Consider the following 24,688-nt stretch of genomic DNA (forward strand, 5'->3'; position numbering starts at 1 on the left):
CATCCCCCACCACCACACAAGGCGGAAAAAGGAACGCAGTGGATGTTCAACCAAAGGAATCCGTCCCCCACCCCAAAAGGTGGGTTGAACGGGGTTGTGCATCATGCACTGGCTTTTAACACACTGTTGAGTTCTCAAGAAACGGACGCGTACACCATCACCCTGACCAGCCAGATCGGCCGACCCGAACTCCGGGGCGTTCGTTTTGTTTTATTCTGTTCTTTCGTTGTGCCTTTATTCTTTCAGGTCCGCTTTTTCGTGTCAAACCGGCTTGTTTTGCTCCGGTTGATTCGATCTAGCTGGTCCTGCTGGAATTCAGGCGACTCCGTTTCCAGAGCAACCCCTCAAACTTACCAGCCCTTGAGCGGCTCTGCGAACCGATCTTCGAGACCGTTGGTTTCAAAGGGATTGTCGGCAAACACGACACAAGCCATACGTAAGTCACCGAAGTGATTGGAGTGGTTTGCGCCGGACCCTGCCGACATCAAAAGATTAGCAGCCCTCCCGGACCGCTCGAGACGTAACGACGAACCCCGCGGCCGTATTCCCCGGGCGGGCCTCGGCCCGCGAGCCGGGCGGGCCGAGCCGGCTGAGAGGCCCAGCCCGGCCAGGCGGGCCCAGCAGTCCAAAGCCGACAGCGAAACGGACCGGCCAAGCGGGGCGAGCCGACAGAGTCGACAGAGTCGGCCGTGCCGGACGAGGCGGCAGCCGGGCGGAACCGCCGAGCCGCCCGTACAGGACGACGGTCGAGCGGGTGCACCCCGAACAGGCACCGGCGGAAACATAGACTCGGCTGAGTGAGCAGCCAGACGCCGCCGACGGCGAAGAAGGTTCCCAGCGAGCGCGTGCACCACGGGGACACCGTGGTCGATGACTACGCGTGGCTGACGGTCAAGGACGACCCGGAGGTGGTCGCCTACCTGGAGGCGGAGAACGCCTACACGCAGGAGGCGACCACCCACCTCAAGCCCCTGCAGGAGACGCTCTTCCAGGAGATCAAGGGACGCACCCTGGAGACCGATCTCTCGGTCCCCACCCGCAAGGGCGGCTGGTGGTACTACTCCCGGACGGAGGAGGGCAAGCAGTACGGCATCCAGTGCCGGGTGGCAGCGGACGGTGAGACGCCGCCCGAGGTGAAGGCCGGGGAGTCACTTCCCGGCGAGGAGGTCCTGCTCGACGGCAACGAGCTCGCCGGAGACTCCGACTTCTTCTCGATCGGCACCAGCTCGGTCAGCCCCGACGGCACCCTGCTGGCGTACTCCACCAACTTCACCGGCGACGAGCGCTTCACCCTGAGGGTGAAGAACCTCGCCACCGGCGAGACCCTCCCCGACGAGATTCCCGGCATTTTCTACGGCGGCGCCTGGTCCGCCGACGGCACGACGTTCTTCTACACGACGGTCGACGACGCCTGGCGGCCCAACCAGGTCCACCGGCACGCGATCGGGAGCCCCGCGCAGGACGACGTGCTCGTCCACGAGGAGTCCGACGAGCGGTTCTGGGTCGGCGTCGGGCTGAGCCGCAGCGAGCGCTACCTGATCCTCTCCGCCGGGAGCAAGATCACCAGCGAGGTGAGCGTCCTGGAGGCCGACGACCCCACCGGCGAGTTCCGGGTCGTCAGGCCACGGGAGACCGGCGTCGAGTACGGCATCGACCACGCGGGTGACCACTTCCTGATCCTGCACAACCGGAACGCGGAGAACTTCGAGCTGGCCACCGCGCCCCTCGACGACTCCGGCAGCTGGACGCCGCTCATCGGGCACCGTGCCGACACCCGGCTGCTCGACGTCGACGCCTTCGAGGGTCACACCGTCGTGCACTTCCGCAGGGACGGCCTCACCGGCATCCGCATCCTGCCCCGCGACGGGGAGGCGTACGAGATCTCCTTCCCCGAGCCGATCTACGACGTGGCCCCGTCGGGCAATCCGGAGTTCGTCACGGGACGGCTGCGGCTCGGCTACACCAGCATGATCACTCCGCCGTCGGTCTACGACTACGACCTGGGCGCGGGCGAGCTGGTCCTGCTGAAGCAGAAGGTCGTGCTGGGCGGTTACGACCCGGCCGACTACGAGCAGTTCCGCGAGTGGGCGACCGCCTCGGACGGCACCCGCGTCCCGATCTCGATCGTGGTCAAGAAGGGCACGGAGCGGCCCGCCCCCACCGTGCTGTACGGCTACGGAAGCTACGAGATCTCGATCGACCCGTCGTTCTCCATCGCGAGGCTCAGCCTGCTCGACCGGGGCTTCGTCTTCGCCGTCGCGCACGTCAGGGGTGGCGGTGAGATGGGCCGCCGCTGGTACGAGAACGGCAAGTTCCAGCAGAAGAAGAACACCTTCACCGACTTCGTCGCCGCCGCCGAGCACCTCTCCGCCACGAACTGGTCGAGCGCGGTCGTCGCCAGGGGCGGGTCGGCGGGCGGGCTGCTGATGGGCGCGGTCGCCAACCTCGCGCCGGAGACCTTCGCGGGCGTGGTGGCGGAGGTGCCCTTCGTGGACGCGCTGAACACGATCCTCGACCCGTCGCTGCCGCTGACCGTGATCGAGTGGGACGAGTGGGGCGACCCGCTGCACAATCCCGAGGTGTACGCCTACATGAAGTCGTACACGCCCTACGAGAACGTGGACGGCCGGGTCTACCCGCCGATCCTGGCGATCACCAGCCTCAACGACACCAGGGTCTTCTACCACGAGCCCGCCAAGTGGGTCGCGAAGCTCCGCGACGTCGCGCGCGGCGGGCCGTTCCTGCTCAAGACGGAGATGGGCGCCGGACACGGTGGCCGCAGCGGCAGGTATGACTCCTGGCGCGAAGAGGCTTTCACCCTCTCCTGGATTCTCGATACGACAAAGGTGGCTCAGTGACATATATCGCGGCGAACGACAGGTACGACGATCGCCAGCCGTACAACAGGGTCGGCAAGAGCGGGCTCAAGCTGCCCGCCGTCTCCCTGGGGCTCTGGCACAACTTCGGTGACGACAAGTCCTTCGAGGTCCAGCGGGACATCCTCAGGAGGGCTTTCGACCTGGGGGTGACCCACTTCGACCTGGCCAACAACTACGGCCCGCCCCCCGGGACCGCGGAGAGCAACTTCGGCCGGCACTTCCGCGAGGACTTCGCCCGGTACCGGGACGAGCTGGTCATCTCCACCAAGGCGGGCTACGACATGTGGCCGGGGCCGTACGGCGAGTGGGGGTCGCGCAAGTACATGCTGTCCAGCCTGGACCAGTCGCTGGAGCGGATGGGGATCGACTACGTCGACATCTTCTACAGCCACCGGTTCGACCCGGACACCCCGCTCGAGGAGACGATGGGCGCGCTGGACCACGCGGTCCGGTCGGGCAAGGCGCTGTACGCGGGCATCTCCTCCTACTCGCCCGAGCACACCAAGGAGGCGGCGCGGATCCTGCGGGAGATGGGCACGCCGCTGCTGATCCACCAGCCCTCGTACTCGATGCTGAACCGGTGGATCGAGGGCGGGCTGCTCGACGTCCTGGAGGAGGAGGGCGTGGGCTGCATCGCGTTCTCGCCGCTGGCGCAGGGCATGCTGACCGACCGCTACCTGAACGGGATCCCCGAGGGGTCGCGGGCCTCGCAGGGGCGCTTCCTCACCCCGGACATGCTCACCGACGAGACGATGCGGCACATCCGCATCCTGAACGAGATCGCGGGCCGGCGCGGCCAGTCGCTGGCGCAGATGGCGCTGGCGTGGGCGCTGCGCGACAGGCGCGTCACCTCGGTGCTGATCGGCGCGAGCAGCGTCGAGCAGCTGGAGAACAGCCTCGCGGCGGTGGAGAACCTGTCGTTCGACGCCGATGAGCTGGAGGCGATCGACAAGGACGCGGTCGAGGCGGGCATCAACATCTGGGCCACGTCCAGCGAGGCCTGACCTCACCCGCCCGTACGTCCACATGGAGGCCGCCGGTCCAGGTGATCGGCGGCCTCCGCCCGTGAAGGGCGCGAGGGGACCGCTTGAGGACACGGGTGAAGACGGGGCCGGACGGGGTCAGAGCGCGTTGTGCCGCTGCAGGTACGTGAACGCGGCCCAGCCCGGCAGGACCGGCAGCCAGAAGGTCAGCAGCCGGAACAGCAGCACGGCCGAGGGCGCCACCTCCTTGGGCACTCCCGCCAGGGTCAGGCCGGCCGTGAGGGACAGCTCGACGGCACCGAGCCCGCCGGGGGTCGGGGCGGCCGAGCCGATGGCGTTGCCCGCGAGGAAGACGATGGCGACGGCGGCGAAGTTGATGGAGCCTCCGAAGGCGCGGACGCAGGCGTCCAGGCAGGCCACGAAGAACAGGGTGAGCAGCAGGGTGCCGCCGAAGCCCTCGATGATCTTCCGGGGCGACTGGAGGATGTCGAGCAGGCGCGGGATGACGCCGGAGAACAGCGAGCGGAGCTTCGCGGTGATCATGCGGCGCAGGCGTGGCACGCTCACGGCGACCAGCATCAGCACGGCCACGGCGAGCAGCGTGATCACGAGAGTGCGCGACGGCGTGAACGACGAGGCGGTGTTGGAGCCGGTGATGTAGGCGAACAACAGCAGCAGGGCGATGTGACAGGCCAGCCCGATGAGCTGGGAGGCCCCCACGCTGGCCACCGCCTGCCCCGAGGGGATACCGCGTTTCTGCAGGTAACGGGTGTTGACCGCGACCCCGCTCACCGCGGCGGGCGCGACGAGCTTGACGAACGACCCGGCGAACTGGGCGAGCACGGTACGGCCGAGGGGCAGCTTCTCCGGCACGAACCCCATCAGCATGAGGGCGGCGGCGACGTAGCTCAGCATCGCGGCGACCAGCGCCATGCCGGTCCAGCCCCACTTGGCCGACGTGATCATGTCGAGGTTGATCCGGCTCAGGTAGTAAACCAGGAAGTACGCGGCGAACGCGGTGCCGATGATGGTGATCAGGGTCCGGGGACGGAAGCGCTCCAGGCGCACCTCGTCGGCCTCGACCCTCGGCTTGAGCTCGACGATCCGATCGCGGATCTCGGTGAGCAGTTCCTTGTTCCTGGTGAGCGCGGCCCTGGTCTCGCGGGTCAGCGCGATCCGCTGGAGCAGGGGGAGAGCGTCGGCGAGCACCCCGGACCCGGCCACGGCCGCGGCGGCGGCGACCGCCCGCTGGGCGCCGACCCGCAGGCTGAGGTAGGTGAGCAGCTGGGCGATGTCGAGGCGGAGCAGCAGGTCACCGGCGGCGATCTCGCCGCTGCGGGCGTCCATCAGGATGACCCGGCCCTCGCCGTCGACGTGGATGCTGTCGCCGGTCAGCCGCCGGTGGGCGAGCCGCTGGACCTGCAGCAGCAGGACCTGCTCCCAGATCTGGGCGAGCAGGTTGTCGTCGATCTCCTTGTCGGGGATGTTGTCGAGCGCGCGGGTGGGGGTGTGCTCGTAGGCGAGCAGCGCGGCCTCGGTGCCGATCTCGCTGGTGCCGACGAGCCTGGGGGTGCTCGCCCCCGCCGCCTGCGCGGCGTACGCCATGAGGGCCTCGCGCTCCAGCTCGGCGCGGAGCGAGCGGATGGCCTTGCGGCGGGTCTCGGAGTTGAGGCGGATGCGCCGCCAGAGGCGGTAGAGCACCCCGGCGACCTGGCGGTCACGGTCGAGGACGGTGACGTCGAGGCGGCTGCCGTCCTTGAGGTCGACGGCGTAGCGGCGGCTGCTCTGGTGGTCGTCGTCGAGCCTGCGGGCCCTGAGGGGGACGAAGCCCAGCTTGCGGAGCGCCACGACGACCGCGCTGCCCGGGGGGCGGGTGTTGGGGCTGCCCACGCCGTACAGGGTGGCGTAGCCGACGGCCAGCCCGACCAGGATGGAGACGACGATGCCGAGGATGGTGGCGGCGAGCCCGGCGAACAGGGCGACGGCGTTGAGCGCGACCGCGCTCCACAGGGCCGCCCGCCAGGTGGGACGGCGGGATATTCGCACCGCGGTGACGTAGGCGATGATCGGGGTGAGCAGGGTGTTGATCGGCTCGACACCGGTCCGGCCGCCGGTCAGCAGGACCCGCAGGTCCTCGGGGCCCGCGTTGAGGATCCACTCGCCGAGCACGAAGGAGAACACCATCGCGGCGATGGCCGCGAAGAGTCCCTCGGCCACCCGGAGGCCGTCGCGGTGGAGCACCCGCTCGATGGCGAAGGCGACGGGCACGCCGAGCATGGCCGACGCGCTCAGCACCCCGGCCAGACCGCTGAGCAGGAACGGCGCCCGGCTGGTGCCGTCGGCGACGTCGCCCTCCAGGCCGTTCAGGGTCTTCTTGGCCACGAGGGCGAGCAGGACCACGGCCACGAGCGCGAGCAGGGTCGCCAGGAACCTCAGCAGGTCGGAGGGGCGGCGGATCCGCTGCGGGAGCAGCGGCTCGACGACGTGCACGGCGAGATCGTCGTCCGTCGTCGACCTTGTGCCGTCAACGGACGCCGTTTCGTCCAGTTCCCTGATTTCCGTCACCGCCTGCGATTCTGCACGCTCCGCATTACAGGTGCGTCACCGATCTTCTTCTTGAGTGTCCACAATCAGAGTCATGCGTATCTCAGTGGCCTCCGACAGTCTTGACGGTGTGGCTTCCATCTTGGTCTCTGAAATCGAAAAAAGAGGTCACACGGTGATACCTCACGGTGCCGTGACCGACGAGCGGGCCGACTGGGCCTGGTGCTGCGCGCGTGCCGCCGAAGATGTGGCCTCGGGATCGGCCGACCAGGCGATCGTGTGCTGCTGGACCGGGACGGGCGCGTCGATCGCGGCGAACAAGGTGCCCGGCGTCCGGGCGGCGCTGTGCGCGGACGCGGCCACGGCGGACGGGGCACGTCGCTGGAACGACGCCAACGTGCTGGCGATCAGCCTCCGGTTGACCTCCGCCCCCCTGCTCGGGGAGATCCTGGACGCCTGGTTCGCGGGAAGCCCCAGCCTCGACGAGGGGGACCAGGCGAACGTAGCGTACCTGTCGCAGATGGAGAATTGACCATTCTACCTGCGGGAACAATCGATTTGATGGGTGACGGCCTGAAAGGCTGAACGGCATGTTCCGTCACCCGCCCGCGTCCCGTCGAGCCGCGTCCGAGGGCCGGAAAGCCCCTGCCGCCGCTCCGAGGAAGTCGACGGCCACGGTCATCATGGTCTCGGTGATGTCCCTGGCCGCCGTGTCCACAGCGTCCGCCGTCCCCGCCGGCGCGGCGCCGGTTCCCGGAGGCGGCTCCGGACCGGCCGCCGTGTCCGCGGTGTCCACTGTCCCGACCGGCGTGGAGCCGGTTCCCGAGGGCGGTGGCTCCGAACCGCCGGGCGGGAGCCTGCTGACGCCGGACGCGAAGAGATTCGGTCTGTCGATCACTTCCGCGGACCTCAAGCGGCACCTGAGGAGGCTTCAGGACATCGCCGGCGCCAACGACGGCACCCGGGCGGCGGCGACGCCGGGCTACGACGCCTCGCTGGCCTACGTCGCGGACAGGCTCCGCGAGGCCGGATACCGGGTCACCTCGCAGGAGTTCAAGTTCTCCTTCTTCCGCGAGACCGCGGCCCCCGTGCTCAGGCGGACACGGCCCTCCGTCAAGGCGTACGTGCCCGGCACCGACTTCAGGACCATGACGTACTCCGGCTCGGGGGACGTGACGGCCCCGGTGCAGGGGGTCGACCTGGTGCTGCCGCCGCGGAGGACGTCGGAATCCACCTCGGGGTGTGAGAGGAGCGACTTCTCCACCTTCGTCCGGGGCAACATCGCGCTGATCCAGCGCGGCACCTGCAGTTTCCAGGTCAAGGCGGAGCAGGCCGAGGCCGCGGGCGCGTCCGGCGTGATCATCTTCAACGAGGGCCAGGCGGGCGAGGGGCCCGCCGACCGCAGGCCCCTGCTCGGCGGCTCGATCAACACCTCCACCGTGCGCATCCCGGTCGTCGGCACCAGCTTCGCGACCGGTGAGGAACTGGCGGTCCCGGGGACGAGGGTGACGCTCACCGTGAACGCCGAGAGCGCTCCCGACCGCAGGACGCGCAACCTCTTCGCCGAGAGCCCCTGGGGCGACCCGGACAAGGTCGTCATGCTCGGCGCCCACCTGGACAGCGTCATGATGGGCCCCGGCATCAACGACAACGGCTCGGGCACCGCGGGCATCCTGGAGACGGCGCTGGCGGCGAAGTCGCTGCGGACGAAGAACAGGCTGCGCTTCGCCTTCTGGGGCGCCGAGGAGCTGGGCCTGCTCGGTTCGAAACACTACGTGGCCGCCCTGCCCCCGGCGGAGCGCGCGAAGATCAAGGTTTACCTGAACTTCGACATGATCGCCTCGCCGAACCACGTTTTCGGGATCTACGACGGCGACTCGTCCGGCGAGGTCCCCGGCGCGACCCCGCCTCCCGGATCGGGCCACATCGAGAAGCTCTTCCAGGCGTACTTCACGGCGGTGGGCGAGCCGTACCAGGACGCCGAGTTCAGCGGCCGGTCCGACTACGGCCCCTTCATCGCGGTCGGCATCCCCTCGGGCGGGCTGTTCACCGGCGCCGAGCGCCTCAAGACCGCCGAGGAGGCCGAGAGGTTCGGCGGCACCGCCGGGGTCGCGTACGACAAGTGCTACCACCAGGCGTGCGACACCATCGCCAACATCAACGACAAGGCGCTGGGGGTGAACGGCGGCGCGATCGCGGCGGCGGCGTTCGCCTACGCGCACGCCCTCGAACTCCCCGGCTCCGGCCGTCCCAGCGGGCCCCAGGCTCCCGAGGGGCCCGAGGGGCCCGGTAAAGGCGCTGCCACCCCCGGCGCCCCGGACACCACTGGGCCGGGAACCGGCGCGGGCGGCCTGAGGCCCGGCCACGATCACGACCACGGACACGGGCCCGGACACGGCGGCCTTCTCAGGTGACACGCCTTCCCCGGTGACACCGGGACCGCGGGGCGTGCCGCCACGGGAGGGCCGGGCGTGCGGGGTGGGAAAGGGGAACGCGCGTGCGCTCCGGGCGGGGGGCGCGGCTACAGTCGGGGCATGTCGTCAGGCGAATTGCGAGTGCTGGGGGCGTGCCCGCTGGACTGCCCCGACACCTGCTCCTGGGTGGTGACCGTCCAGGACGGCAGCGCCGTCAAGATGCGTGGCAACCCGGATCATCCGTACACCCGCGGCGCGCTCTGCGTGAAGGTCAACCGCTACCTGGAGCACACCCGGGCGGCCGACCGCATCCTGCACCCGATGCGGCGGGTCGGTCCCAAGGGATCCGGCCGGTTCGAGCGGATCAGCTGGGACGAGGCCCTGGAGGAGATCTCCGTACGGCTGCGGGGCATCGTCGACGAGCACGGCGGCGAGGCGATCTGGCCCTACCTGGGCACCGGCACGCTGGGATACGTCCAGGGCTCCGAGGGGATCGCCGGGAGGCGGTTCTGGAACGTCCTCGGGGCGTCGAGGCACTTCCTGAACATCTGCTCCTCGGCCGGGAACTCCGGACTGCGACAGGTCTACGGCACGCCCGGCGGCATGGACCCGGAGACGTTCGCCCTGTCCAGGCTCATCCTGCTGTGGGGGACGAACACGCTGACGACCGGGCACCACCTGTGGAAGTTCATCCAGGACGCCCGCGCGGCCGGGGCGCACGTGGTGGCGATCGACCCGATCCGCACCCGCACCGCCGAGCAGGCCGACGAGCACCTGCCGATCCGGCCCGGCACCGACGCGGCCCTCGCCCTGGGGCTGATGAACGTCGTCCTTTCCGAGGGCGCCGAGGACCGCGACTACCTGGAGAACCACACGAGCGGCTGGGAGAACCTCCGCGAGGAGATCCTGCGCCATCCCCCGGCACGCGTGGCGGAGATCACCGGACTGCCCGAGGCCGACATCCGGGCCCTGGGGACACGCCTGGCACGTACGCGGCCCACCGGCATCCGGGCCACCATGGGCGTGCAGCGGCACGCGGGCGGCGGCACCGCGATGCGCACGATCTCCTCCATCCCCGGCGTGACCGGCGACTGGCGCCACCCGGGCGGCGGGATCGTGTACTCCACCAGCGGGCACGTCCACCTGAACATCGACACCCGCGACGACCTGCTCCCCGGGCCGGTCCGCACGCTCACCATGACCCGGCTGGCCGACGAGCTGGACGAGTCGGTGAAGTGCCTGTGGGTGTACGCGGCCAACCCGATGGGCTCCACCTCCGGCCAGAACCGGGTCCGCGAGAGGCTGCTGCGCGAGGACCTGTTCACCGTCGTGATGGAGCAGTTCCCGACCGACACCGTCGACTACGCCGACATCGTCCTTCCCGCCACCATGCAGATCGAGCACGCCGACCTGCACGCGGGGTACGGGCACATGTACCTGATGTGGAACGAGCCCGCCGTCGAGCCGCCGGGCGAGTGCCTGTCCACCACCGAGACGTTCCGCCGCCTGGCGCGGCACATGGGGCTCACCGAGCCGTCCCTGTACGACTCCGACCTGGAGCTGGCCGAGCAGCTGCTCACCTCGGGGCACCCCTCCCTGGAGGGGATCACGCTCGACCGGCTGCGCAAGGAGGGCTGGGTCCGCCTCAGCATCCCCCAGCCGTTCGTGCCGTTCACCGACGGCTTCCCGACGCCCTCGGGGCGGATGGAGTTCGGTTCGGGCCCGGCCTACGTCCCGTCGCACACGGCCTCGGCCGCACCGGGACCGTACCCGCTGGCGCTCATCACCCCCGCCTCCCACACGTTCCTCAACACCACCTTCGGCAACAACCCCGAGCTGCTGAAGCGCTCGAAGGGCCCGCGGGTCCTGGTCAACCCCGAGGACGCCTCGCGGAGGGGGCTGAGCGAGGGGCAGCGGGCCCGGGTGTTCAACGACGAGGGCGAGTTCGAGGCCGTGGTCGAGATCAGCGAGAAGGTACGGCCCGGCGTGGTCGCGTCCACCAAGGGACACTGGCGCAAGCTCAGCCCGGGAGGCGCGACGGCGAACGCCGTGGTGGCCGCCCGCGACGCCGACATGGGCCGGGGCGCCGTCTACCACGACAACCTGGTGGAAATCGCTCCGTGCTCCACCACCGAACGACCGGCGAACCCGTAAGCGACCAGATCGGCGCGAACCCGCTGGACGATCAGGTCAGCGCGATCTTGTAGCCCACGAGGGCTGCTTGTAGCCCACCACCTCGCCGTCCGGCTCCGCGACGATCAGCTCGTCGCCGGGGTCCGCGTCGATGATCTCGCAGGCGGCCGAGGGGTGATCGTCGAACGAACGACACCGCGCGTACGACCTCCCCCGAGGGGGCGACTCCGGGGACAGTCAGGGTTGCTCCCCGATGTGAGCAAGGGGGCGTGAAAGGCACGCTGGTGGCATGAAAGAAGAACTGACTCGAAGTGACGAGATGTCCATCGCCGGAGCGGCGCTGCGCGGTGCTCCCTGGAAGACCGCGGCGGTGGCCGGTGGCGCGACGGCGGCCACCGGTTTCGTGCTGAGCGTGTTCGCCAACGGCGGAGACCTGCCGTGGGCGATGGCGATCGGTATCGGCCTGTTCTCGCTCATCGCGGCCATCGGCTCGATCAGCAGGCCCGCCGTCGGGGACCGGGTGACCCGGGAGGCACGGCTCTGGGCGCTGCGCCACCCCTGGAGGTTCGCCCTCTATCCGGCCCTCGGCTCCGCGATCCTCCTCTATCCCGTGCAGCTCGTCCTCGACCGCGAGGGCGTCTTCGGGGCGGCGCTGGACGCGCTGCAGGGGGGTCTCGCGATCTACCTGATCACCGCGTTCGTGGCCATGACCCTCAAGGGACGCGGCCAGACCTCGCTTCCCGGTGGCCGCTGAACCTCACGGCCCGGCCGTTCGGGCCCCGGTGGCCCCCGGACCCCTTCGGGTGGCCGTCCGGTCTCACGCGGTCACCCGGCCTCACACGATCGTCCGGTCGTCCGGTCTCACCCGGTCGTCCGGTCTCACGGCCCGGCCGGCCTTTCGGCGTGACCGGGCCGAAGGCCGCCCCGGGACGCTAGACCCTCTCGTACTCGGCGCGGCAGACGCAGAACTCGTTGCCCTCGGGATCGAGCATCGTGACCCAGCCGCCGCCGTCGGGGGCGCGGTGATCCTCGGAGATCGTGGCGCCGAGTTCGGCCAGGCGCTCGACCTCCTCCTCGCGGGTGGTGCCCGCCGAGCCGGTGAGGTCCAGGTGGACGCGGTTCTTGACCGCCTTGCCCTCGGGGACCTTGATGAACAGCAGGTCGACCCGGCCGCCCTGGAGAAGGATCTCGTCGTCGTTCTTCTCCGTATCCGGGTGGAGCTCCCCGCCGGTGGCGTCGCGCCAGAAGGTCGCCAGCTCGTACGGCTGGGCGCAGTCGAAGGTCACGCAGTGAACGTCAATCATCGCCCCACCCAACCCGACACCACCAAAACCGTCAAGCCGGTTTCCGGTGAGTCGGTTCAGGACCCCGGCCACAGGTCGCGCCGGTAGCCCTGCCCTCGTCGCCTGCACCCCGCCCCTCAGAGGGCGCCGGGACGCCCAGGGGCGGTCAGTGGCCGCCTCCGACGAGGTTGAGCCCGACGACGCCCGCGATGATGAGCAGGATCGAGGCGATCTTGAGAACCGACGCGTCCTCGCCGAGCGCGACGATGCCGAGCGCGGCGGTGCCGACGGCTCCGATGCCCGTCCAGACGGCGTAGGCCGTACCGACCTCCAGCGTCTTCAGACCCACGGCGAGCAGGCCGAAGCTGAGCACGCTGAAGACCACGAAGCCGATGCTCGGCAGCGGCACGGAGAATCCGTCGCTCAGCTTGAGCGAGTACGCCATCGCGACTTCGAACAGACCGGCGACCAGAATGAAGACCCAGGCCATGACAGCTCCCCCTTGATCAGGAGCGTCGTCTTTGCCTACCGGGTACGGCGCGTCTCGTCCGGGAACGTCTCTTTTGAGGGTCCGCTCATGGAACGCGGCCGGATCTCACTTTGATTCCCACCAGAGTGTGAACCACCGGTCGCGGGGCACCGGCCACATGTCCAGCTCGACCACCGCCGCGATGACCTCGTCGGCCCGCTCCCGCCCGAGGCAGAGCCTGCGGCAGGCGCTCTCCGCGAGGTCGTCGAGCCTGGTGAAGCGGGGCAGCGGGGCCACGCGCCACTCGTGGTGGACCTCGTGGCCGAGCCCTTCGGCGATGGCGATCACGTCGTGGGCCGTGGGCCGGTGGGGGCGGGTGACGCCGTGGAAGTGCTGCCACAGGGGGTTGAGCCAGCTCATCGGGTGCTGCCCGGTGAGCTCCAGGACGACTCGGACGCGGGCGTGGCGGGTGAGCTCGGTGAGGAACTCCGCCAGCTCGGGCACGTCGTAGACGACGTGGGCGGAGACCGCGACGTCCGCGACCGGTGTCCGCGCCGCGACGTCCGGCCAGCGGCCCTTGACGATCCGGGTGGCGACACCGAGCGCCGAGGCCCGGGAGGTCAGCTCGGCGAGCATGGCCTCGGAGGCGTCGACCGCGATCAGCTCCCCCAGGGCCGGGCCCAGCGGCAGGGAGGCCGCCCCGGTCCCCGCGCCGACGTCCAGCACGCTCCCGCCGGGTGGGAGCGCCTCGGCGAGCCGCGCCAGGGTCGGCCCCTCGGGGAGCGCGAGGGCGAGGTCGGTGCGCTCGGCGAACCGCGCCGGGGAGTGACCCCAGGGATTCACCGGCGCCCTGGCCGCGATCTCCTCGGGAATGCCCCACATCCCGAGGTCGGCCCGCCACTGCTCGTCCATGGGACGAGCCTAGGAGAGCTTTCCCCGCCCGTCGATCATCCCCGCTGGAGCGCCCGCGGGCAGAGCGGCGAATGTCCGGATCGGGGTTGTTTTCTAGGGGTTACTCGCGGGTAGCATTACGGGTAACGTTACTGGCGAGTATGGAAGTCCCGGATCCTCGGTTTCAAGGAGCAGACCCCATGGGCCACTACAAGAGCAACGTCCGTGACCTGGAGTTCAACCTCTTCGAGGTCTTCGGACGCCGGGACATTCTGGGCACCGGCCTCTACGCCGACCTGGATGAGGACGTCGTGCGGAGCATCCTGGAGGAGGTCAACCGTCTCGCCACAGGCGTGCTCGCCGACTCCTTCGAGGAGGGTGACCGCACACCGCCGGTGTTCGACCCCGCCACCTCGACGGTGACGATGCCGGAGGGCTTCAAGAAGTCCTTCGCCGCCTACCGCGACGCGGGCTGGACCAACCTCGGCCTCCCCGTCGAGATGGGCGGGCCCGGCCTGCCGAGCAGCGTGAACTGGGCCCTGGCCGAGCTGATCCTCGGTTCCAACCCCGCCGTGTGGATGTACTCCAGCGGCCCGGCGTTCGCCCACATCCTGCACTCGATCGGCACCGAGGAGCAGCGGCGCTACGCCGAGCTGGCCATCGAGAGGCAGTGGGGCGCCACCATGGTCCTCACCGAGCCGGACGCCGGCTCCGACGTGGGCGCGGGCCGCGCGAAGGCCGTACGGCAGGACGACGGCACCTGGCACATCGAGGGCGTCAAGCGCTTCATCACCAGCGCCGAGCACGACCTGACCGACAACATCTTCCACCTGGTGCTGGCCCGCCCCGAGGGACACGGCGTCGGCACCAAGGGCCTGTCGATGTTCCTGGTCTCGAAGTATCACGTGGACCTGGAGACCGGCGAGCTGGGCGAGCGCAACGGCGTCTACGTCACCAACGTCGAGAAGAAGATGGGCCTCAAGGTCTCCACGACCTGCGAGGTCACCTTCGGCGGCGAGCACCCCGCCGTGGGCACGCTGATCGGCGAGGTGCACGAGGGCATCAAGCAGATGTTCATGATCATCGAGCACGCCCGGATGATGGTCGGTTCGAAGGCGATCGCCACGCTCTCCACCGGCTACCTCAACGCCCTCGCCTACGCCAAGCAGCGGGTGCAGGGCGCCGACCTCACCCAGATGGCCGACAAGTCGGCCCCGCGCGTGACGATCACCCACCACCCGGACGTACGCCGGGAGCTGATGCTCCAGAAGTCGTACGCCGAGGGCATGCGGGCCCTGGTCATGCTCACCGCCACCTACCAGGACGACGTGCTGATCGCCGAGCACGAGGGCCGCAGGAACGAGCACGCCGAGGCGATGAACGACCTGCTGCTGCCGCTGGTCAAGGGCGTCGGCTCCGAGCGCTCGTACGAGCTGCTGGCCCGTTCACTGCAGACCCTGGGCGGCTCCGGCTACCTGCAGGACTACCCGATCGAGCAGTACATCAGGGACGCGAAGATCGACTCCCTCTACGAGGGCACCACCGCGATCCAGGGCCTGGACCTGTTCTTCCGCAAGGTCCTGCGCAACCAGGGGACCGCCCTCGGCTCGCTGTACGGCGACGTGAAGGCCTTCGCCGACTCCGAGGCGGGCAACGGGCGGCTGAAGAAGGAGCGCAGGCTCCTGGGCGAGGCCGCGGACGAGGTCAAGGCCATGGCCGACACCATGGCGGGCTGGGCGATCGGCTCGCTGGAGACCCCGCAGGAGGTCTACAAGGTCGGCCTCAACACCACCCGGTTCCTGCTCGCCCTGGGCGACGTGGTGATCGGCTGGCTGCTGCTGCGCCAGGCCGAGGTGGCCCTGACCGCGCTGGGGTCGGCCACCGAGGGGAGCGACCACGCCTTCTACACCGGCAAGGTCTCCGCGGCCGCGTTCTTCGCCCAGACCGTCCTGCCCCGCATCGCCGCCGAGCGCCGCACGCTCGACGCCACCGACCAGGACCTGATGGAACTGCCGGAAGAGGCCTTCTAACCCGGCCCGACCCGACCCACCCGACCCCACCTGACAGACCCCGAGCCGACCCTGTCGGCCCGGGTCGGAAGACCACCTGCTCCCGCGGCAGGCGCGATGAGGGACCGCCCCCGTTCTCAGAGGGCCGGTCCCTCACTCGTTTTCGGCCCCCCGCGTCGTGATGTGACCTCCCGGACGTCCAGATCCACCTCGTTTCGCTCCTGCCCCGGCCACGCGGGGCGGTCGGATCACGGGATGGGCGGCGCAGGGGCGAAGAAGGATGGATCACCGCAAAGTCATTGACATCGATCCTTTGTTATTCTCATACTGAGATTGTCTCAACTTGAGAAGGACATGGGATGGATGAATCAGAGTTCCTGGCCGGCTACGACCCTCGGGCATACCCGGCGGTCGCGGTGACGGTCGACGTGGTGGCGCTGACCATTCGCGGGGGCGGGTTGCGCGTTCTGCTGATCAGGCGGGCCGAGCAACCCCATGCGGGGCTGTGGGCGCTGCCCGGAGGGTTCATCCGGCCGGAAGAGGATCTGCCGCAGGCCGCGGCGCGAGAGCTGGCCGAGGAGACGGGGCTGTCCGGGCCGTCGGACCGAATTCACATCGAGCAGCTCGCCAGCTACGGGGCGCCCGAGCGCGATCCGCGGATGAGGGTCGTGTCGATCTCCTACCTGGCGTTCGCCCCCGACCTGCCCGATCCCCGGGCGGGCACGGACGCGGCCGACGCCTCCTGGCACCCGGTCGACAAGCTGCCGGAGCTCGCGTTCGACCACGACCGCATCCTGGCGCACGGGCTGGAGCGGGCGCGCGGCAAGCTGGAGTACACCCCGCTGGCCACCGCGTTCGCCGGCGAGAGGTTCACGATCTCCGAGCTGCGCGGCGTCTACGAGACGGTCTGGGGCGTGCCGCTGCACGCGGGCAACTTCCACCGCAAGATCCTGTCGGTGCCCGGCTTCGTGGAGAGCACCGGTGAGACCACCGAGAGCGGCGGTGCCAGGGGCGGGCCGCGCGCCAAGCTCTACCGGGCCGGCGACGCCCGGCTCCTGCACCCCGCCCTGCTGCGACCTGCCAGGGAGGAGCAGATCAGATGACCACCACGGCCGAGGCGATCGCGCTGGTGACCGCCGCCCGCACACCCGGCGACCTGTTCGGCGGAGACGCCCCCCACCGGGCGTACCGGAGGCTGGCGAGGCTGCTCCACCCCGACCTCGCGCCGGGAGCGGAGGCCGCCGAGGCGTTCACCCGGCTGGCGGGCCTGTGGGCGGCCCGCGACGGAGCCACGGAGCCGGCCAAGGAGACGGTGATCACCACCAGGCGGGGGACCTACCGGATCGGGGGCGTCTTCCGGCGGGGCGCGTCGGCCGTACTTTACGAGAGCGGCCCCGACACGCTGCTCAAACTTCCGCGCAGCCACACGGACAACGACCTCATGCGCCGCGAGGCGGAGTCCCTGGGGAAGATCGCGCGTGACGGCGACCCGCTGCTCCTGCCGTACGTGCCCCGCCTGGTGGAGTCGTTCCGGCACCGCTCGGAGGGGGTCGAGCGGCAGGCCAACGTGATCAGCCTGGTGCCGGACGGGTTCCTGAGCCTGGACGAGGTCAGGCGGCGGCGGCCGGTGCTCGACGTGAGGGACGTGGCGTGGATCTGGCGGCGGCTGCTGGTGGCCGTCGGCGCGGCCCACCGGGCGGGGATCGTGCACGGCGCGGTGTTCGGGCACCACGTCCTCGTCCACCCGCTCGACCACGGCCTGGTGCTCGTCGACTGGAGCCAGTCGGTCCCGCTCGGCACCCCGATCACCGCCCTCGTGGCCAGGCACCGCGACGACTACCCGCCCGGGGTCCTGGCCAAAAAGCCCGCGACCCCGGCCACCGACATCCACCTGGCCACCCGCTGCGTGGCCGCCCTGATGGGCGACCGCGTCCCCACCCCGGTCAGGCACTTCGTCCGGGGCAGCCTGCTCAGCCCGCCGGACGACGCGTGGCGGCTCCTGGGAGAGCTCGACGACCTGCTCGACGACCTGTACGGGCCGAGGAAATACCGGCCGCTCCAGCTCTGACCCTCACAACGACCTCATAGAACGTTGCACCCCTGATCCGAGGAGATCACCCGTGGGAAGCGGAATCTGGTCCACCGACGTCTACTCCGCCGCCGCGAGCTACCGCGCGGCCAAGGGTTCGAGCGCCTTCGCCTACAGCGACAGCGGCGCCCGCTCCGCTCACCCCGACCTCGACCCGCACGGAGTGGCGCTCCGCGAGAGCCGCGACTCCGCCGAACACCCCAACTCCCTGGCCGTGGCCGTCCTGTTCGACGTGACCGGATCGATGGGCGGGGTGCCCCGCACCCTCCAGACCAAGCTGCCCGACCTGCTCGGGCTGCTGCTCCGCAAGGGGTACGCCACCGACCCGCAGATCCTCTTCGGCGCGATCGGCGACGCGACCTGCGACCGGGCTCCGCTGCAGGTCGGCCAGTTCGAGTCCGACAACCGGATGGACGACCACCTGGGCAGGATCCTGCTCGAAGGCGGGGGTGGCGGCCAGATGACCGAGTCGTACGAGCTGGCGATGTACTTCATGGCCAGGCACACCTCGATCGACTGCTTCGAGAAGCGGGGCCGCCGGGGCTACCTGTTCATCATCGGCGACGAGCTTCCCTACTCGCAGGTCAGGCGGCGCGAGGTCGAGCGGTTCGTCGGCGATCGGCTCCGGCACGACATCCCGACCAAGGACATGGTCGCCGAGCTGACCAGGATCTACGACGTCTACTACATCCTCCCCGCCGGGGCGAGCTACGCCGGGGACGGCCGGGTGCTGGCCGCCTGGCGCGAGCTGCTCGGGCAGAACGTGCTGGAGCTGGACGACCTGGACGCCGTCTGCGAGACCATCGCGCTCACCGTCGGCCTCGGCGAGGACGCCATCGACCTGCGGGAGGGGCTGGACGACCTCGACGAGCTCGGCTCGAACGCCGGAACCGCCGTGGGCAAGGCCCTCGCCAAGCTCGACCGGGGCACCCTCGTGGTGGCCGACGGGCTCGACCTGGGCGGCGACAGCGGCGTGATGCGGCTCTGAAGACCTCCCCGCCGTGCGGCGGCCACCGCGAAAGCGGCGGGGAGTGCCACCACGAAGGGAGACGGTTCCTCCCCGGCGGGACAACGCCCCGCCGGGGAGGGGCTTTCGGTGGCGGACCCGGCGACGAACGGCTCGCCGGGAAGAAGGGGCAGGGGAAGACGAGGGTGAACGGGTGGCCGTATGCGTGAGCACGTGATCGTGACCGACCTCGGGTACGGCGACGCGGGGAAGGGCACCGTCGTCGACTGGCTCTGCGCCCGCGAGCCCGTCCAGGCGGTCGTCAGGTTCAACGGGGGCGGGCAGGCGGGTCACAACGTCGTCCTGCCCGACGGGAGGCACCACACGTTCGCGCAGTTCGGGTCGGGCACGTTCAGGGGTGTGCCGACCCACCTGTCGAGGTTCATGGTCGTGGACCCGCTGTCGCTGGCCAGGGAGGCGGACCACCTGGGCGAGCTGGGCGTCCCCGACCCGTTCTACCTGCTCACGGTGGACAGGGACGCCCTGCTCGCCACGCCGTACCACGTGGCCGCGGGACGGGCCAGGGAGCTGGAGCGCGGCGAGGACCGGCACGGGTCGTGCGGGATGGGTGTCGGCGAGACCATGGCCTACGCCCTGGAACACCCCGATCTCGCGCCGACCGCGGGCGACTGCGAGGAGCCGGTCCGGCTCGCCCGCAAGCTACGCGCGCTCCGCGAGGCCCTGGGGGTGACCGGGCCGCCCGTGCAGGACTGCGTCGACGCCTACCGGGCGTTCGCCGAGCGGGTGATCCTGGTCGGCTCCTCGTTCATGACCGCGCTGCTGCGCAGGCGGCCCGTGGTCTTCGAGGGGGCGCAGGGCGTGCTGCTCGACGAGTGGCACGGCTTCCACCCGTACACCACCTGGAGCACGACGACCTTCGCCAACGCGCTGGAACTGCTCGACGGGGTGCCCGCGACGCGGCTGGGCGTGCTGCGGACCTACACCCCGCGGCACGGCCCGGGACCGCTGGTCACCGAGGACGCGGCGCTCGCGCCGCCCGAGGCGCACAACGGGACCGGCCCCTGGCAGGGGCCCTTCCGCACCGGCCACTTCGACGCGGTGGCCCACCGCTACGCGCTGGCGGTCTCCGGCGGGGCCGACGCCCTCGCGCTCACCCACCTGGACGCGCCGGTGTCGCGGATGTGTGTGTCGTACGACATCGGCGAGCTGCCGGTGGGCACGGCGGGTGACCTCGACGGGCAGGCCCGGCTGACGGAACGGCTGCGGGGGGCCGGGCCGCGCTACACCGACGGGATCGACGACTGGCCCGCGGCGGTGGCGGAGGCCCTCGGGGTGCCGGTGTGGCTGGGCTCGTCGGGGCCCACCGCCGCAGACAAGGTCCTTCTCGGTGGTGTGATCACGCCTGAGAGGGTATGACCAATCCCAGACTCTCCCTTTACCTGGCGGACAGCCTTACCCGGAGGAACTCATGGGTGTCGGGGTCAGCATCTTCTTTCTCACGCTCGGCGCCATCCTCCGCTTCGCCATCGATCCCGACGTCCTCGGTGAGGCCGTGCACATCGACGTGATCGGCCTGATCTTCATGATCGTCGGCGCCGTCGGAGTCGTGCTGAGCATCGTGATGGCCCCCAAGCGCGGGCACACGTCCGAGGAGCGCCTGATGCACCGCGAGAACCACCCCCCGGACGTGTAGTCCCCCGCGCCGCCCTAGACCTCGAACTGCGCCGCCGCCCGCGAGGCCACGATCGGCTTGATGTGCTTGGCGATCGCCGCCTGGTGCAGCGGGTGGTCGCGGTAGACGAGGAAGTCGTCGGCGCTGTCGAAGTCCGCGACGACGGCGAACTGGTGGTTGCCGGGGTTCACGCCCGCGTCGGGGCCGAGGGTGTAGGAGCGGATCTCGGTGATGGCCTCGGGCAGCTTGGCGAGCTCCGTGGCGACCCTGGCCCTCTGCTCCTCGGTTGACTCTTCCGTCCAGGTGAACAGCACGACATGCCGGAACATGATCTTCCCTTCGTTCGGGTGCCCTGAGTGCCCGGCCAGCGTACGGCCAGGCTCGCCGGGACCCGGCGGCGCCCCGGCGACACGGGAGGGCGCCGATCCCCTATGGGAACCCGCTCTCACGCCGGGCGCGGCGCGGATCCGCGGCGCCTGGCGGACTTGATCCTTATCTGGCTGGAGCGTCTCGGCACGGCTTCGAGCACGATCTTGTGGGCCGCCTCGGGGATGAAGCGGAGGTCGTGGGTGATCAGGATGGTCGTGCGCCCCGCCATGAGCCTCTTGAGCGGTTCCATGATCCGTGCCGCGGTGGGCGCGTCGAGGCCCGTCATCGGCTCGTCGAGGACGAGGACGGGCGCGTCGCGCAGGATGGCCCTGGCGATGGCGATCCGCTGGCGCTGCCCGCCCGATATCAACCGGCCGCGCTGCCCGATCGGCGTGTCGTACCCGAGGGGAAGCGTGGTGACGAAGTCGTGGACGTCCGCCGTCACGGCGGCCCCGACGACGGCGTCCAGGTCCGCGCCGGGACTCCCGTAGGCGATGTTCTCACGTACGGTCCCGGAGAAGAGCAGGTTCTCCTGCTGCAGGATGGTGATGTTGTCACGCAGCGACTCGCGCGACAGGTCCCGGATGTCCGTCCCGTCGAGGAGCACGCGCCCGGCGGTGGGGTCGTAGAAGCGCAGCAGGAGCTTCGCGATCGTGGACTTGCCCACGCCGCTGGGTCCGGTGCACACGACCAGTTCCCCCGGCTCGACGGCGAAGGACAGGTCCCGCAGCGTGGGCCTCTTCCTGTTCGGATAGGTGAAGCCGACTCCCTGGAACTCGATGTGACCTCGTCCGCGGCCCAGGTGGACGGCGTCGTCGCGATCGACGACGGTCGGCCGGGTCGTCAGGATCTCGATGACACGGTCGGAGCCCGCCGCCGCCTCGGAGACGGTGAGGGCGATCTGTCCCAGGTTCTGCACCGCCGGGTAGAGGTAGGCGAGGTAGGCGGCAAAGGCGAGCAGGCCGCCGATGGTGAGGCGTCCCGAGGAGATCTCCCACGCGCCGAACCCGAGGATGGCGATCAGGCAGATGGTCTCGATGACCTGCACGACGGGCCCGTACAGGGAGGAGAGCCACGCCTGCGCCACATTGGCCCGCATCCAGGTGCCTCCCTCGGAGTGCAGTCGCTCGGCCTCGGTGCCCTGACGGTTGTAGGACTGGACGAGCGACTGGTTGGCCAGGCCCTCCTCGATGACGCTGTTCATGGTCCCGTTGCTGAGCCGCTCGCGCGCCGACACGGTCCTGAACCTGCTCGCGAAGACCTTGGAGACCAGCAGGAAGGCCGGGACCAGCAGGAACGTCAGCAGCGCCAGGTCCCACCTGATGTAGAAGGCGGCACCGGCGAAGAAGATGACGCTGACGAGCGTGGTGAAGAGCTTGACCAGGCCCGAGCCGACGAGTTCCTCGATGGCCTCGATGTCGTCGGTGAGCCTGGCCATCAGGTCACCCAGGCGGCGGTTGTCGAAGAAGTCGGGCGTGAGCGTCTGGATGTGCTCGAACACCCTGTCACGCAACCGCAGCAGGAAGCGCTCGCCGCCCAGGGCGGTGAGGTAGGAACCCGCGAAGGAGACCAGCCCCGCGACGGACGCGAGGCCCAGCCAGGCCGCGGCGGGGAACCAGAAGGCCCCCAGGTTCTGCTTGCTGAGAACCTCGTCCGTGATGTAGCCGAACAGGCCGATCGTGGCGACCTCGCAGATGGCCGCGACGATGGCGAGCACGCCACCGGCCACGAGCAGATGGCGGATACCGCGGGTGTAGGGCCAGAACTCCCGGAACGTCCTGCGGATGGAGACCGTCGGCGCCAACGGAGGACGGCGCACAACGGCCTTCGCCCCGTGGGGCGAGAGCGACTCTGAGAATGAGAGCCGACGGTTGACCCGCCGGCTCTCATTTGTCTCCGCTAGCACCGGGCCCGGCTCACCACCAGCCGCATCCACAACAACAACGGCGCCGGCAGCATCCCCAGCCGGCTACCCAGTCCAAGCGTCGGCCAGTCGGGAAGAGCTGCTTGAGAATCATGGCTTCCCCCTTCGCGCTGAGGTTGTCGCGCTTACCAACCCCGACACTAGCACCCATACCGGCATAAATCACCAAATTCGAGGCGCATTAAAGATGTTTTAACAAGCCATTCGTAAAAGCCATAAAACGTATTGAAGGTAAAACACGACCCAACTTTCAAGCGTTGTCCCGGAGTACCGCCCGAGCCAGGGATGCGCACCTTGGAGCTTGATCGACAGTAGGCGAAAAGGGGTTTCCCATTACCGCCCGAGTGGCGGCCGGGGCGGCGTTCCGGCGTCCGCACAGGACCTCTCGAAGTTCTCGCTTGTTTCTCATCGTGGCAATTGACCGGCGAAGTCAGAAAATGTCAGGCAAACGCTCCGGGGGTATATCGGAAGCCCTCTCCGACCCCACCTTCCCGGCTCCACTCCGTTCCCGGACCGTTCGCGGGCCCGCCCCCTCAGAAGAGAGAGCGGGCCCGTCGGTGTCGCGGGGTCAGCCCCAGGCGAGCATGCGGAGAGGGTCCTCAAGCATGGCGCCGACGTCGCGGAGGAACAGCGAGCCGAGTTCCCCGTCCACCACCCGGTGGTCGAACGAGAGGGCGAGCGTGCAGACCCTGCGCGGCACGACCTGCCCGTCCACCACCCAGGGCAGGTCCCTGACCTGGCCGAAGGCCAGGATCGCCGACTCGCCCGGGTTGAGGATCGGGGTGCCCGCGTCCACCCCGAAGACGCCCACGTTGGTGATCGTGATCGTGCCCCCCGCCATGTCGGCGGGCTGGGTGCGGCCCGCCCTGGCGGTCTCGGCGAGGGCTCCGAGGGCACCGGCCAGGTCGGGCAGCGACAGGCGGTGGGCGTCCTTGACGTTGGGGACGAGCAGGCCGCGGGGGGTGGCCGCGGCGATGCCCAGGTTGACGCGATGCTTGACCACGATCTCCTGGCGGGCCTCGTCCCAGGCAGAGTTGATCATCGGGTAGCGACGGGCGGCGACGAGCATCGCCTTGGCGACCATGAGCAGCGGGGAGACCTTGACCCCGGCGAAGTCGGGCAGCCCGCGGAGGCGCTGCACCGCCTCCATGGTGGCCGTCACGTCCACCTGGAGAAACTCCGTCACGTGCGGCGCGGTGAACGCGGAGGCCACCATGGCCTGCGCGGTCGCCTTCCGGACCCCCTTGACCGGGATCCGCTCCTCGTCCTCGCCCTCCCACGTCGCGGCCGCTGCCCGCGCCCTGGCGGGCGCGGCCTGGACCTCGTCCCCCTGGGCGGGGGCGGCGGCGAGCGCGGCCTGGACGTCGTCCCTGGTGATCGACCCGTGCGGGCCGGTCCCCAGGAGGGAGGCCAGGTCGACCCCCAGGTCCTTGGCGAGCTTCCGCACCGGGGGCTTCGCCAGAACCGCGCCCCTCCCCGGCGACGGGGCCGTACTCGCGCCGGGCCCGTTCACGCCGGGTTCCTCCACGCCGGCCCTGTTCACGCCGGACGGCACCGTCTCGGGAGCCCGCGCCACGGACACCGTCCCGGCGGGCGCTCCCGGCGATCCCTCACCGGGCCGCGCCGCCGCCGGAGACGTACCGGACGTACCCGAGGGAGGGGTTTCGGGGGAGGACGGTTTGCGGGGGCGGCGCTTGGCCGTGCCCGGCTTGACGCCGTACCCCACCAGCACCGGCTGGCGCACCTCGGCCGGCGGGGTCGGCACCATGTCGTCGGCCAGGGCCTCCGCCCGATCCGCGGCGGGAACGGGGGCCGAAGGGGGGCCCGTGCCGTCGTCCACCGAGATGATCGGCCTGCCGACGTCCACGACCTCGCCCTCGTCCGCCATCAGGGCGGCCACCACGCCCTCGAACGGGCAGGGAAGCTCGACGACGGCCTTGGCGGTCTCGATCTCCACGATGATCTGGTTGACCTTGACCGGGTCCCCCGCCTTGACGTGCCAGCGGACGATCTCCGCCTCGGTCAGGCCCTCTCCCACGTCGGGGAGCTTGAACTCCTTCAT

At 70.0% G+C, this 24,688-nt stretch carries 19 protein-coding genes and 1 riboswitch; of the genes, 12 read left to right on the forward strand and 7 right to left on the reverse strand.

The annotated features are described in order from the left end of the window. The first annotated feature begins 797 nt into the window (after nucleotides 1-797). Nucleotides 798-2,858 carry a S9 family peptidase gene (locus ACSDR0_RS37090; RefSeq protein WP_435293626.1) on the forward strand — a complete coding sequence of 687 codons (2,061 nt, stop codon included), beginning with the start codon at nucleotides 798-800 and terminating at the stop codon, nucleotides 2,856-2,858. Next, the gene (gene mgrA, locus ACSDR0_RS37095) at nucleotides 2,855-3,883 is read left to right on the forward strand and encodes an L-glyceraldehyde 3-phosphate reductase (protein ID WP_435293627.1); all 1,029 of its coding nucleotides are present in this window, start codon (nucleotides 2,855-2,857) and stop codon (nucleotides 3,881-3,883) included. Before ACSDR0_RS37090 ends, mgrA begins: the two co-directional genes overlap by 4 nt. Before the next feature lie 117 nt (nucleotides 3,884-4,000). On the opposite strand, the gene ACSDR0_RS37100 is transcribed toward mgrA, so the two are convergent. Further along, on the reverse strand, nucleotides 4,001-6,427 hold the full coding sequence (locus ACSDR0_RS37100; RefSeq protein ID WP_435293628.1) for a lysylphosphatidylglycerol synthase transmembrane domain-containing protein: 2,427 nt from the start codon (nucleotides 6,425-6,427) through the stop codon (nucleotides 4,001-4,003). Nucleotides 6,428-6,500: 73 nt separating this feature from the next. On the opposite strand from ACSDR0_RS37100, the gene ACSDR0_RS37105 reads away from it, so the two are divergent. The 4 genes from ACSDR0_RS37105 (at nucleotide 6,501) to ACSDR0_RS37120 (ending at nucleotide 11,707) form a co-directional block, all read left to right on the forward strand. After that, nucleotides 6,501-6,938 carry an RpiB/LacA/LacB family sugar-phosphate isomerase gene (locus ACSDR0_RS37105; RefSeq protein ID WP_435293629.1) on the forward strand — a complete coding sequence of 146 codons (438 nt, stop codon included), beginning with the start codon at nucleotides 6,501-6,503 and terminating at the stop codon, nucleotides 6,936-6,938. 163 nt (nucleotides 6,939-7,101) lie between these two features. Beyond that, complete coding sequence (locus ACSDR0_RS37110) at nucleotides 7,102-8,820, forward strand: M28 family metallopeptidase (RefSeq protein ID WP_435293630.1); 1,719 nt, start codon at nucleotides 7,102-7,104, stop codon at nucleotides 8,818-8,820. A 120-nt stretch (nucleotides 8,821-8,940) separates the two neighbouring features. Further along, nucleotides 8,941-10,974, forward strand: coding sequence for a molybdopterin-containing oxidoreductase family protein (locus ACSDR0_RS37115; protein ID WP_435293631.1), 2,034 nt, complete (start codon nucleotides 8,941-8,943; stop codon nucleotides 10,972-10,974). A 268-nt stretch (nucleotides 10,975-11,242) separates the two neighbouring features. Beyond that, a complete protein-coding gene (locus tag ACSDR0_RS37120; protein WP_435293632.1) occupies nucleotides 11,243-11,707 on the forward strand; it encodes a hypothetical protein in 465 nt (154 codons plus the stop codon). A 178-nt stretch (nucleotides 11,708-11,885) separates the two neighbouring features. Here ACSDR0_RS37120 and ACSDR0_RS37125 read toward each other — a convergent pair whose 3' ends face one another. The 3 genes from ACSDR0_RS37125 to ACSDR0_RS37135 all read right to left on the reverse strand — a co-directional run bounded on the left by ACSDR0_RS37125 (nucleotide 11,886) and on the right by ACSDR0_RS37135 (nucleotide 13,617). Next, nucleotides 11,886-12,257 carry a VOC family protein gene (locus tag ACSDR0_RS37125; protein WP_435293633.1) on the reverse strand — a complete coding sequence of 124 codons (372 nt, stop codon included), beginning with the start codon at nucleotides 12,255-12,257 and terminating at the stop codon, nucleotides 11,886-11,888. A 145-nt stretch (nucleotides 12,258-12,402) separates the two neighbouring features. Then, on the reverse strand, nucleotides 12,403-12,726 hold the full coding sequence (locus ACSDR0_RS37130; protein WP_435293634.1) for a DMT family transporter: 324 nt from the start codon (nucleotides 12,724-12,726) through the stop codon (nucleotides 12,403-12,405). A 19-nt stretch (nucleotides 12,727-12,745) separates the two neighbouring features. Next, nucleotides 12,746-12,811, reverse strand: a riboswitch (guanidine-III (ykkC-III) riboswitch). 20 nt (nucleotides 12,812-12,831) lie between these two features. Continuing rightward, nucleotides 12,832-13,617, reverse strand: coding sequence for a class I SAM-dependent methyltransferase (locus ACSDR0_RS37135; protein ID WP_435293635.1), 786 nt, complete (start codon nucleotides 13,615-13,617; stop codon nucleotides 12,832-12,834). 179 nt (nucleotides 13,618-13,796) lie between these two features. Between ACSDR0_RS37135 and ACSDR0_RS37140 the strand changes: the two genes are divergently transcribed. The 6 genes from ACSDR0_RS37140 to ACSDR0_RS37165 all read left to right on the forward strand — a co-directional run bounded on the left by ACSDR0_RS37140 (nucleotide 13,797) and on the right by ACSDR0_RS37165 (nucleotide 20,354). Continuing rightward, complete coding sequence (locus ACSDR0_RS37140; RefSeq protein ID WP_435293636.1) at nucleotides 13,797-15,626, forward strand: acyl-CoA dehydrogenase; 1,830 nt, start codon at nucleotides 13,797-13,799, stop codon at nucleotides 15,624-15,626. Nucleotides 15,627-15,964: 338 nt separating this feature from the next. Then, a complete protein-coding gene (locus ACSDR0_RS37145; RefSeq protein WP_435293637.1) occupies nucleotides 15,965-16,708 on the forward strand; it encodes an NUDIX hydrolase in 744 nt (247 codons plus the stop codon). After that, nucleotides 16,705-17,673, forward strand: a complete 969-nt coding sequence (locus ACSDR0_RS37150; protein ID WP_435293638.1) for a molecular chaperone DnaJ — start codon at nucleotides 16,705-16,707, stop codon at nucleotides 17,671-17,673. Before ACSDR0_RS37145 ends, ACSDR0_RS37150 begins: the two co-directional genes overlap by 4 nt. Before the next feature lie 52 nt (nucleotides 17,674-17,725). Beyond that, entirely contained in the window at nucleotides 17,726-18,682 is a 957-nt protein-coding gene (locus tag ACSDR0_RS37155; RefSeq protein ID WP_435293639.1) for a hypothetical protein, read from the forward strand. A 180-nt stretch (nucleotides 18,683-18,862) separates the two neighbouring features. Beyond that, nucleotides 18,863-20,077 carry an adenylosuccinate synthetase gene (locus ACSDR0_RS37160; protein WP_435293640.1) on the forward strand — a complete coding sequence of 405 codons (1,215 nt, stop codon included), beginning with the start codon at nucleotides 18,863-18,865 and terminating at the stop codon, nucleotides 20,075-20,077. Nucleotides 20,078-20,129: 52 nt separating this feature from the next. Then, on the forward strand, nucleotides 20,130-20,354 hold the full coding sequence (locus ACSDR0_RS37165; RefSeq protein ID WP_329087014.1) for a DUF6458 family protein: 225 nt from the start codon (nucleotides 20,130-20,132) through the stop codon (nucleotides 20,352-20,354). Between the two features lie 14 nt (nucleotides 20,355-20,368). Here ACSDR0_RS37165 and ACSDR0_RS37170 read toward each other — a convergent pair whose 3' ends face one another. The 3 genes from ACSDR0_RS37170 to ACSDR0_RS37180 form a co-directional block, all read right to left on the reverse strand. Further along, entirely contained in the window at nucleotides 20,369-20,662 is a 294-nt protein-coding gene (locus ACSDR0_RS37170; protein ID WP_435293641.1) for a Dabb family protein, read from the reverse strand. Between the two features lie 116 nt (nucleotides 20,663-20,778). Then, complete coding sequence (locus ACSDR0_RS37175) at nucleotides 20,779-22,506, reverse strand: ABC transporter ATP-binding protein (RefSeq protein ID WP_435293642.1); 1,728 nt, start codon at nucleotides 22,504-22,506, stop codon at nucleotides 20,779-20,781. 688 nt (nucleotides 22,507-23,194) lie between these two features. Beyond that, entirely contained in the window at nucleotides 23,195-24,688 is a 1,494-nt protein-coding gene (locus ACSDR0_RS37180; protein ID WP_435293643.1) for a 2-oxo acid dehydrogenase subunit E2, read from the reverse strand.

The organism is Streptosporangium sp. G11 (genome assembly GCF_051192615.1).
Lineage (GTDB): Bacteria > Actinomycetota > Actinomycetes > Streptosporangiales > Streptosporangiaceae > Streptosporangium.